Consider the following 12,175-nt stretch of genomic DNA (forward strand, 5'->3'; position numbering starts at 1 on the left):
TCGGCCCCCAGCACCTCGGCCAGCGTCTCCGTGTCCAGCACCCGGTCATCCGGAAGGCGCAACCCGCCGGGATCGCCCTCCGCCGCGACGACATACGTCTCCTCCGGCCAGGACGCGTCCTCCTCCGACACGGTCCTCGCCGGAGTGCCCGGCCGCACCGCCGTCACACGCACCCGGTCCGGCGACACCCGCTTCACCGGCTCACGCGTCCAGTTCCGCCCCTGCGCGCCCCCCGACGGACCCGCGATCACAGTCCGCGGCGACAGCGTGGGATCCGACGCACCGGCGAACACCCCGGAGGCGGGGGGAACGGGGGCCGTGGAGGAGGAATCGGACGGGTCGGCGGGCGGCGCGAAGGTGAGCGGCTCGTCCGTGTCGGCCGGGCGGGACGACGTCGACCGCTCCGCCCGCGCCGGCTCCGACAAGGGCTGCCCGCGGAACCGGCCGGAGCGGGTGGGACGGGCGGGTGCCGAGGACATGGAGCCGCGCAGGGACGGCCCCTCACCGATGCCCTCCATACGGCGGCCGGTCTCCAGCGCCCTCGCGAGGCCCGGCAGCCCTGCCCACGCCTGGCTGTGCCGGCGTGCCTGCTCGGCCAGTTCCTGCCGGACCCCGGTCAGGTCCCGTTCGATCCCGCGGAGTTCGGCCTGGATCGTGTCGCGGACCCTGGTCTTGCGCCTGAGGTCATCGTCCGCCCGCCGCACCGCATGCTCCGCCCGTGTCACGGCATCCTCGGCGCGTGTCAGCTCCCGTTCAAGGGTGTTCTCCCGCTCGCGGGCCTCCACGAGGCCGGTCCGGAGCCCGTCGGCCTTCTCGCGGGCGGTGGTCATCGCCTCCTGGTACCGCTGACGGTGCCGTGTCGCGGCCATCCCCTCGTCCCGGATGGCGTCGGCACGCTCCTCGGCCGCGTCCAGGGCGCTCTGCCGCTCGGCGGCGGCCGGGCCGGTCTCCGGGGAGGTCTGGACGAGCTGCTCGAGGCGTTCCACCTCGGCCAGCGCCCGCTGCCACTGCTCCCGAAGCCGCCGCTCCTCCTGCGACGCGGCGTCGTGCTGTACGCCCGCGTCACGGGCGGCCGTGTCCAGCCGCGCGATCTCCGCCTCCGTCCCGGTGATCCCGCCCCGTACCCCGGCGAGCTCCGTCAGGACGTTGCCGGCGGTGCGGACGGCGACGGTGTGGGCCCGCTCGGCCTCCTCGTGCGCGGTGGTGGCGGTGTCCACGGCGCTGTCCGCGGACTCCAGGGCCTGCCGCGCACCGGGCTGCCTCCGTACCAGCACCTCTTCCCGGTGACGTGCCGCCGCCTCGGCCCCCACCGCCTGGAGGAAGGTGCCGATGGCGTTGCGTATGTCCGCCCAGGAATCGAGCGTGGCCGCGGTCGTGTCGGCGAGGGAGCCGTCGGCGTCGAAAGGCCAGTTGCGCAGGCCGTGGTCGGTGCGTACGACCAGTTCGACCGGTTTCCCGGCCCGCGCGGCCGTACGGGAGGCGACGAACAGGGCACGGGCCAGGCGGGTGCCGTCCGGGTCGGGTCCGAGCGCGAGCCACAGTTCCGCCGACGCGTCCTGCTGGTCGATGCCGTCCGCCAGCACGCCCGGCAGGTCGGTGGCCGGATGGCGTGCCCAGTCCCGCAGGTCGTCCGCGTCCTGGTCGGCGAGCATCGCGGGCAGGTCGTAGATACGGGGGCCCGGGCGCGGCGGGGTGACACCAAAGCCGAGCACGTCGCGTTCCCACAGGCGGGTGGTGGAGCTGCCGGTGACGTACCGGGTGCCCTCGGGGCCGTTCACCGTGATGACGGTGTCGACCAGGGTCTCGTAGACGCGCGTGCCGTGCCGGTCCGCGGGCTCGGAGGTGGTGCCGATCCGCATGTGGGTGAACGTGGAGGCGGACACGTTGCCGCCGGTGGACAGGGCGTGGGGCTGCTGCGCCGCCAGGGGGAAGGTCACACCAAGGACCTGGAAGTTGCCGTTCGCCAGGCTGTAGGTGCCCTGCTGGTTCAGGGCGAAGGAACTCGCGGCCGACGAGGTCGTCGTGGAGGTGCGGACCTGCCTGCGGACCCGGTCCACGGCGACGTCGCCCCCGTCCGTGACCGGTCGCGGGTTGTGCAGTGAGATCTCCAGGGACGGCGCGGTGCCGGGAGCCTGGAGCGGCCAGCTCCCGGGCATCGTGGTGGTCAGGCCCGCCGCCGTGCGGGACGGGTCGAGGCTGATCTCACCGGCCTGGATCAGCTCGCCCAGCCGGCCTGCCATGGCTTCCGCCGAGGTGTTCGCGGGCAGCCCCCAGGACGCGGCCATGCGCGGATCGACGGCGCGTAGCGCCTCCATGAGCTGCGGGGCGGCGTTGTAGTCGTACACCGTCGTCGGCCCGGTCGGCTCCAGGCGTGCGCCGTCCGGGAAGGGCAAGGTGCCCTCGGTCCTGGCGTCGCTCGGTGACAGCAGCAACGGGTCACGGGTGAGCATGGCGGGGGGCCGGGGTCCTGCGTGCTGCCGCGGCTCGACGGCCTCGGAGCCGATGAACCGCAGTGCCGTCGCGGCCGGTACGGAGACCCGGCTGACCGGCCGGCCCCGCAGCAGGCGCCCGATCCAGGTGCGCACCCGCCGCGCGAGGTCTCCTTCGAGGCCGGACAGGTTCAGCAGCCCGCCCTGGAAGATCCCGCCCGGGATGTTGGCCGGCCACGCCCAGACGAGCTGGGAGCGGACCGTCCCGGTGAAGCGGTAGTCGAGGTCGAAGTCGGCGACACTCCCCGCACGCGTCCAGAAGCGGTCCTCGTCCGTCCGGTCGGACCGGGCCGTGCGGGCGCGGGTACTGGTCAGCGCGATGGAGGGGCCCTCGCGGTCCGCACGGCCGGGGTCACCGGGGCGCGGATAGCGGGAGACGAGGTTGACGGTCCCCTGACGGGTCGTGGTGACGCCGGAGGATGTCATCTTGCCCTGGGGGATGTGCGTGTCGACCTGCTCCAGGCCGCCGCCCTCGTCGGCCGGACGGCCGCGTACACCGCGCAGGGCGGGCGTCTGCATCATCGGCTCGGCGCTCAGAGCCACTTCGACCAGCCGCGCCCCGCCGTACGCGACGTGGAGGAAGTAGACGCGCTCCTGGCCGCCGGGGCCGCGGCCGGGCAGGGCGCGCAGCGCCGCGGGCTCGGTGACCCGGGCGATCTCGGCATCCACACCGGACAGGTAGGAGGCGTGTCCGGGCTGCAGGACGCCCGGCGCCTCGTTCTCCACCAGCGTGGTCAGCTCCTGGCCCATCCGGTCCCGGCGCTCCCTGCGGTGCGTCGTGTCGTCGAGCTGGGTGACCGACAGCACGTTCGCCTTGCCGAGCTGGCGGCTCCGGACGAACCGGCCGGGAAGCGGAACAGTGAGCTGGTGCTGCCTCGGGCTCGGGAGTCCCGACAGCCCCTGGTACCACGCCGCCATCCGGCCCATGGCCTCAGCGGGAGCCAGGTACGTCAACCCGCGGGGCAGGTCGATCGCGACCGTCACCGGGGCGAAGCTGCCGAGGCCGACGGTGTTCCCGGCCACGTTGCGCACACCCCACTCGACGGTCACCAGCAGCGTCAGATCGTTGCCGATCCACCGCTTGTCGCCCATCTCCTCCGAGGTACGCGCGACCTTCGTACCGGAGTTCACGGTGCTGATCTCGTCGGTGCGGCGGGACTGGGAGTACCGGCCGCCCGGGTTGGCCTGGTGGACCAGGAGGTCGGGCGGTGTCGGGGCCGACTGCAAGGCCGTGAGCTGGAAGTTGCCCTGATGGGTGATCCCGACGCCGCGCTGCCGGCCCGCGGTGTCGCCGGCGGTGACGCCCTGCTCGGAGTAGAGCGACTCGGAGCCCAGATTGCTGGGGTTGGTCAGGTAGCCGCTGATCTTCAGCTTCATGACCTGGTCCGCCGCCATGCCGGGCAGCGTCAGGCCCTCCACCACGTACACGCCGCCCAGGATCTGCGGTGCCCGGGAGATGAGCTGGGCCGGACGGATCGCGTCGTGCCGGGCCTCGGTCGCGACGGTGCCCTGGTCGTTCAGCGCCGCGCCCGCCACGGCGACCGACGTCCACTTGTAGGTCGCCACCACTCCGTCCGCGGAGGTCCTGGCCGCCCAGGTCACGGGTGTCGCGGCCCAGTTGACCGCCGAGCCGACCCGGTTGACCGCACCGGTCAGGGCGTCCGGCAGCGACTCCTTCACGACGGATCCCCGCTTGGCGGCCTCCGTGGCCAGGTCGGTCAGGGTCACGGAGGCACGCCGCACCGCCCGGCCCACCGGCCCCTGCTCCGGGTGTCCCGGGTAGGTTCCCGCGACGATTCGCCGCAGGGCCTCCATCAGCGCGGCGGTGGCGCGGACGGTGTCCACGGTCGCGCCCACCGGCAGCCGGGTCAGCCCCGGCAGCGGGCGGCCCTGGTCGTCGACCATGTTCAGGCGCCGCCGGTCGTCCGTCGGCCCGCCGTCGGTGACCGGTTCCCGGATCACGTGTCCCGGCCGGGGGGCGGCGGGGACGAGGCTCCTGACGGGCAGGCGGGTCCGGTAGTGGGGCACCAGCAGCGTGACGTCGCCCGGCACGGTGTGCGGTGTGGCGCCCGGGGCCAGCAGCTGCGTCCCGTCCGTGGCGCCCGCCGTGTCCGTACCGTCGTCGCCGTCCGTTCCCACCTCGTCGGCGAAACGGATGCGCGGCTCGTCGCCGGGGCCCTCGTACAGGTCCAGGGCGAGCCTGGCGGGCACCTCGAACAGCTCGGTGCCGTTCTGGGTCGTCAGCACGAACTGGTCGAAGCTGACCGAGTCACCGGTGTTCCCGGTGTCCAAGAGCTGCCCGGTGCCCAGGTAGTCCGGAGCCGCGTTCAGTCCCCAGGAGCCGTCCGCGAGGGGGACGTTGAAGCCGCCGCCGGCGCCGGCGGCACCGCTCAGCGCCGTGCCCCGCTGCCGCCCGCCACCGGACTCGTACGAGCTGAAGCCGATCTGGAGGAGGTCGGGCAGCCTGCGTGTGTGAACCGAGGGCCGCCCGGTGTCCCGCGAGACGGAGAACCGCAACTGCACCCGGCGGGTCCCCGAGACGGCGTTCGGCCGCTTGAACCACTCCGGCTGGCCGCCGTCCACCCCGTCCGGCGACGACGTCGCCTGGCCGAACGTCGAACGCATCTGCCGCAGCAGCCGCAGGTTCTCGAGCTGGGCCAGGACCAGCGGCTCGTCCAGCCGGAACGGCAACGACCGCCGCCGGGGCGCGAGCGGCGGCAGGAACCCTTCCTTGCGCAGCCATGCCTCCGCACGATCGAACATGGCGTCCGCTCCCTCGATCTTGAGGGGCGTCTCGGTGTATCCGATGCTCTCCAGGTTCTCCAGGTGCGCGGGAAGCTCCCGCACCTCTTCCGGGGTGGGCTGGTGTCCCCGCATCGTCGCCCGCTGGGCGATCCGCAGGCGCAGCGCGTCGTCCCACGGCCCGAACGCGCTGCTGACCTGACCGCCGCCGGCCCGGTGCAGCGTCACGGTGTAGGTGACCCGGGCGGGGGTGAGCAGATGACTGGCCTTGGTACGGACGCCGTGCATCAGCGTGGCGCTGCTGACGCTGCTCAGCCCCTCGTTGACCTGCCAGTTGACCCCGGCCTTGCCCATGATGTTGCCGCCGAACGACGACCCGGCGGCCGGGTGTCCCTCGGCGTGGTCGGCGGTGAACGACGGCCCGCCCGAGCCCTCGATCCCCAGGCCGCTGGTCAGCTTCGCCGACCGGTCCACGCTGGAGGAGTGCGCGAACCACGTCTCCAGCGTGGACTTGCCGTCGGCGCTCTTGCGCATCGGCCGGCCCGGTTCGATCACCGCGGTGAGTTCGAGCATGCCGACCGCGTTGCCGTCCTCGTCCAGCAGCGTCGGCGAGAACACCCCGCCGTCCCGCTGGAGGTGCGGAGTGCCCTGCAGCATCCGCTGGGACAGGTAGTTCTCCAGCGCGCTCGCCGAGTCCTCGTTGAGGTGTCTCAGAGAGACGAAGTTGTCGTCCTGGAGGAGTTCGGTCAGCAGCCGGCGCGGTTCGCCGACGCTGTCGCCACCCCACAGCGGCAGGTCGTCCACGCCTCCGTGCTCCGGCAGGTCGGCGGAGTCGGCGCCGTCGAAGGCGAGGTGCTCGTGGAACCAGATCGTGATCGCGCCGTGCGACTGCTCCGGCTGCCAGTTGCCGACCGGATCCTCGCGGGGGGTGTCCACCCGCACCTGCCAGCGCCCGTCGACATCCAGCGGATGGGCGGGTTCCTCGGCCTGCTGCTTGCTCGTGACCATGAAGGTCTCGGCGACGGTGATGGACTGGACGAGCTGGTTGTGCGTCGCGGACAGGTTGACCGTGCTGTCCCCCCAGCGCAGCGCCCCGGGGGCGAGGTGCGGGAAGATCGCGCTCCAGGGCACCGTTCCGGTGCGGACGGTCCCCGAGCTCTCCCCGCTCGAGGACGTCGGGCCGCCCGCGGCCCGGAGCTCCACCTGCATGTCCGGCAGCGTCGGGGGGCGCTGATCGCCGTTCCGGCCGTACTTCGCGGATGGCCCGACATCGGCGTAGGCGAGTCGTACGTCCACCGACCGGTCGCGGCCACCGTGCCGGACGGTGATCCTGTGGCCCTGCTGACTGCGCAGGTACGGCCGGTTCAGCTCGACTTCCTCGGCGCTCAGCACATCACTGAGCTGGGTCCGCAGCTCGCGGCCCTCCGAGGTGTCCGGGTCGGCCCCGAGGGCGCCGATGACCTGTCCGTACAGGCCCTCCAGGACGGAGTCCGGGGTCGGTTCGTGGACGACGAGACCGACGTGCCCGTCGTACCGGGTGCCGTGCTCGCGCACATACTCCGACAGCTCGCGGGGCGTGGCCCCCTGGGGCGGAACCACCGTCGGCCCGGACGGGACCGTCTGCGCGGACTGGACCGCGTCGGTGGCGGGCGCCCCGTCGGTGGCAGGTGCCTCGCCGGAGAAGGTGTGGAGGGTGCCCTGTTCGGCGGAGGTGCCGGGCAGGACGGACGGCTGCCGGCGCTGCCAGTGGGCGACGTCCTGCTGTGCCGGATCGCCCGCCAGGACGATCACGCTCTCATTGCGCGACGGGTCGAAGACGGGAGCGCTCGGGAGCTCGGACAGCACGGTTGTGCGCGCCGTGCCGGAGCGGCCCGCGACATGCTGGGCGAGGCCGCCGGGATTGTTGTGGGTGCCGACCATGAGGAGCGGCGCGGCGAGGGCGATCTGCTGGTGGACGCGGTCGTGACGCAGCAGCGCGGCGATCTCACTGCCCGGCACCCACCGGCTGGAACCGTCGGGCCACGGCATCGACAGATGACCGTTCGTGCTGTCCGCGTAGACCACGTACGCGTGCGCGGACGAACTGGACGGAGCCGCCGGCCACCCCGGGGCGTACTGCGTCCCGTTCTCCACCGACCCGTCCGGCGAGACGACATAGCCCTGGGTGGAGATGTCGCCCATGACCTGCCGGCCGGTCCAGTTACGGCCCATCGGCACACCACGGGTCGTGAGACGCGTGCTGTCGTCCAGGAAGCCGTGACGCACCAGGTCCCACGCCGCGAGATCCGCCGGATCGGTCATGTCGAACCCGGACACCGCCGCGCCGGCCATGAGCCACAACAGCCGGTCACCGGCCTGGTCCGCGGACAGGTCCACCGAGGCGGGCAGGTGCAGGATCTTCTTCGCCAGCGCCACCGGATCCGGCACGGCCCGCAGCGCTTCCGCGCCCTTGACCGTGCCCCACACCAGCCGGCTCATGTCCGCCCGCGTCACCGCCTGCCCCGCCGGAAGGCGCAGCACATCGGCGGCCAGCGCGGAAAGGTCCTTCCCGGCCAGCCGCTTGAGCGCCCAGTCGAACGACGGCAGCTGTGCGTACGCGTGCAGCGTCAGCCGGCCGTCCTGGGCCTCGTCCGCCTTCCGCGCGGCGTCGAACAGCACCCGGCGGATGTCGTCCGGGGGCGGTGCGTCATTGCTGGTGCGCTGATGACGCGCATGAACGACCAGGTGCAGATGGTGCAGGGTAAACGGACCCGCCACCCGCAGATGGGGGTCCGCCCGGCGCATGTTCTCCAGCGCGCCGATACCCCGCAGCAACGTCTGGTACTCGCCCTGCGGATTCGCCTTGTCCGCCTCGATCTCCGGGCCGAACGACCGGCGCAGGGCCCGTACCAACCGCAGCATCCCGTCCAGGACCTGCTCGGAGGCCGGACCTGATCCGGAATGCAGACCCGCCCACCGCGCCATACGCGTCAGCTCGGCCGCATCCGGGTCCGGGGGCAGCAGACGCCGCACGCCCCGCTCGCCCGAGGGCCCGGTCAGCACACCCGTCTTCGGATGCGCACTACGCACCAGCACATGGACGCGGTCCACCGCGAGCACGTCGGCATCGCTGCCGTTCGCCACACCCTGCGCGTAAGAGGTCGTACCCAGGACATCGAACACGTACGGCGGCGTTCCCGCGTCCGTCAGGTACGGCAGATCCTCCGCGAGGGCGTCGGCCCAGCACGACCCCAGATCGATAACAGCGTGCGGGCCGAGCTTCCGCATACTCGGCCGACGGGTGAGGAACCGGCCCGTCTCCACGCCGCCCACCTGAACCGGCGGACGGCCATCCGTCACCTCCATCACTCCCCGCATCGGCATTCCGTGCTGCGAGAAGTGATAAACCGGCCGCCCCGCCTCGAGAAGCGGTTCCGCCTCGCCGAGCGCCCGCTCCGTCACCGGGTCGAACTGCGAGAACTCGGAGATCTCCCCCAGAGCCTCAAGTATCGGCTCATTCAGAACGAGGTCGGAGTCGGACATGGTCACCCGACCGAACGACCGGCCCTCGTCGGCGATGGTCCGCGTCTTGATCGAGCTGTCCGGAAGCACCGTCCCGTCCAGCGCGGTGACAAATCCCTCGTCCGCGATACCGCTCGGCCCGAGATCATTCGCATCGCTGCCGAACCAGCCACCCAGAGGAATCCCCCGCGACCGCTGATTCTCCACAACGATCCTGCTCAACCCGGAATCCGCGTCGTGGACCAGGCTCACCAGACCACTGTGCGCCCAGATCCCGTCCCGGCCCGCCCGGAACGCCAACGTCCGGGGCATGGCCAGGCCCTGGTCACCACCGTGGTTCAGCACGAGCACGACCGGCGTCCCGGCCGGAAGCCCCGTCACTCCGGGGTCGCGCGCCACCAGCTCCACGAATTCCTGCCACGGAACCCGCGACTCACCCTGACCCCACGGCACCACCACGTGATCGTGGCCCCCCTTGGCCACCACCACATACGCACCACGGCTGTTGTCCCACATCGGCTCGAGCGAGCCCTGGAACTGGCCATTACGCCGCTGCCACACCTGCGACGTATCCACCACACCCACCGGCTGACCAGTGAGATTCAGACCCTGATACGAACCGTCCCCGAATACGATGTGACGCTCATGATCCAACGCGCCATTGGCCGCCACATGATAAGAACCGAGTGACACGACACTCGACGACCAGCCGGCGGCCATCGCGTTCTCCACCAACGCGAACAACGCGGTACGGGAATTCGCATCCACCACCGCACCGTCACCCAAGTGCAGAATCCGCCGCGCCAGCCCATCGACGTCGAAAACGCCACCGGGATTCTCCAGCAGCCTCAACCGCTCCAACTCGGCCACCGCACCCGAATACCGCGGCGAAATCACCTCGGCCGTCACCCGGCCCGGACCACCGCTCCCCACCCGCACAGTGATCCCGAACGAATCCGCGACATCACCCGCGCCCAGATCCTCCAACGCCCGCGTCAGGTGATCCGAGAACAACCCCGAAACCGCGCCCACCCGATCCCGGGCCGAACGCCCACCCCGGCCGAACCCCGTCAACACCACCTCAGGCGCCGACAACCCCGCCCGCAGATTCAGCAGCCCCGCCGACGCGACCTCACGCGCCAACGCCTTCAACTCGCGACGTTCGTCCGGGCCCACCGAGGACGAACCCGCGTCAAACCGCACCACCACCGGGGAAGCCCCGGACGCACCCCCCAGCAGACGCGGGGGCAGGCCCAGCTCACGCCGTACCCGACCCGCCAGTTCCACACCCGAAACGGCGTCCGCGCCATGTACGGCGAGGTGTTCGGCCACCTGTCGCACGGCGTCGCGGAAGTCGCCGCGCGCATGGCGTGAGTCGGCGAGTACGGGGTGCAGCTCCAGCGGCAGCACCAGCGACGTCGCCCGCCGCCAGGCTTCGGCCGGGTCCGTGCCGACCGGGACGCCTGACGCCTGGAACGTCGCGAGCGCGAAGGCTTCGTAGGCGTCACGCCAGGTACGGCGGGCGGCGCGTGCCGCGATGCCGTCGAGCGTGTCGCTCCACGGCCCGGGCCGGTTCATCAGCAGCCGGACGTGGCTGACGGCGTCGAGCCCGCTGTCCCGGACGGAGACGAATCCGTTGAGGGCGAGCTGGAGCCCGGGGGGGCCGTCGTTCAGTGTGATGCCGGCGGCGGCCAGCTGGTCCTCGGTGACGGTGTCGTCGAGTGCCAGTCGCGGCGGGTCGTCGGGCAGGTCGTCCGCGGTGACCAGGGCGGCGGTGAGCCGCCGTTCGGCGTCCGTACGGCTGACCCGCGGAACGATCGCCGCCACCGCGGCGTCGACAGCGCTGTCCGCGCCGAGGTCACGCAGCCTGTCCACGGCGGCGTCGAGCCGCCGCTGGGCGTGTGCGACGTCCTGCCACGCGTCGTACAGCCTGGCCGCGTCGTCGGTGCCTCCCCGGCCGCTCTCCACGCGCTGGTCGAGGACGCCCGCGGTCCCGACGGCCTGGTGGAAGGCGGTGAGGGCGTTGTCGTGCTCCTGGCGTGCTCCGGCGAGGGCGAGGTCGACCGCAAAGGTGTCGGTGACGTCGGTGATGTCGGCCGGGATCGCATCGCCGACGGGGTCCGGGCCGAGATCCGTGCTCCCGCCCTTGCCCTTGCCCTTGCCCGCGCCCGGCCCCTGGCCCGTGCCCCTGCCCATACCGGGTTCGGGTGCGTGGGCGGGAGGCGGCGGGGTCTCGTCGAGAGCCGGCGCCGTGGCCGTGGCGGGCGGGGCCGGCGGCGGGTCGGTGTCCGACTGCTCCTGGTCCGTGCCCGTCACGGCGGCGGTGCCCGTGGCCGAGGTGGTTCGGACAGGGGCGGGAGGCGGGATCGGCCCGGCGGGGTCGGACTGGTCGGGTGCCGGCATCCGCGGCGCGCCGGCGGAGTCGTTCAGGCCGCTGGGGGGCCGGGTGCCGCGCGCGGAGAGCGGGTGGTCGACGACGGACGCACGAGTACCGGTGACGCTCTGGATGACGTCCTCGATGGTCCCCAGATAGCTCAGCGGCACGGCGGGCGCCGGATCGGGCTGCCGGCCGGGGTCGGCCATGAGGCCGTGGCTGTCGCTCTGTCGCACCAGTCGGCGGAACACCGCCTCGGCCGCCCGGCCCCGGTCCGGCACGCCCGCGTAGTTCAGCAGTGTGTGGAGTACGGCCGCGTCGTCCCGCGCCTGCCGCTCCGCCGTTTCTTCCGGGGAGACGGCGGGGTCGGCGGTGTGGAGCCGCCAGTTCAGCTGGTCGGAGTCGTCCGGCCGGGGCGTCCGGCTCAGCTCGATGGCCTCGGAGTGACCGGGTGCCGATATGAGCGTGAGGTCGATATGAAGCTGGTCACCCGATCTCGGCAGCAGCAGACCGTTGTTCAGGCGAGAGTCCAGGAGCGTTCGCATCCGGTCCTGGAGCCCGGCGAGTTCGTCCTGGGTGAAGCCTTCCCCGGCGCGAACCGGCAGGTGGAGGGACACGTTGCTCATCCAGCGGCCGTCGTCGGCCTGGATCCGCTGAACCCACATCCGTACGCGGGTCTCCCGGCCGTCGAGCGGCCCGGGGCCGGGGTTCTGGCCGGAGTCCTGGCCCGGGTCCAGGTCCGGGGCCGGGTCGATCCGTTCGGTCCGCACCGGGACGGCGGGCGCGTCGTGGCGGCCGGCCCGCCACTGCTCGGGCCGGACCGGGTCGGCAACCGGCGCGGCGAGTTCCGGCGTCCGCGGGGACGCGTCCGCAGCGGTGTCCGTGTTGGTGTCGGTGTTGGTGCTGTCGGGCGTGGCGTCACCTGTCGGTGCGTCGCCGCCGACGGTGGCCGTGCGCGGTCCACCGGCCACGTCCGTGCCGGCCGGCTGCGGTGACGTGGGCGGCGCTGCGGTCTCGTCCAGTCGCGGGGCGTCGGAGGACGTGCGCAGTCCCGGTGGCGGGGCCGGGG

The 12,175-nt window shown here is 72.6% G+C and carries 1 protein-coding gene (running past one end of the window); it reads right to left on the bottom strand.

From position 1 onward, the window contains the following. On the bottom strand, positions 1 to 12,077 hold the start of the coding sequence (locus ABD366_RS28370) for a lonely Cys domain-containing protein (RefSeq protein ID WP_344442711.1). It extends 24,793 nt beyond the left edge of the window; the window shows 12,077 of its 36,870 coding nt (coding positions 1-12,077); it begins with the start codon at positions 12,075 to 12,077; the stop codon falls past the left edge of the window. Between the last annotated feature and the right edge of the window lie 98 nt (positions 12,078 to 12,175).

Source organism: Streptomyces kunmingensis, assembly GCF_039533535.1.
Classification (GTDB): Bacteria; Actinomycetota; Actinomycetes; order Streptomycetales; family Streptomycetaceae; genus Streptomyces; species Streptomyces kunmingensis.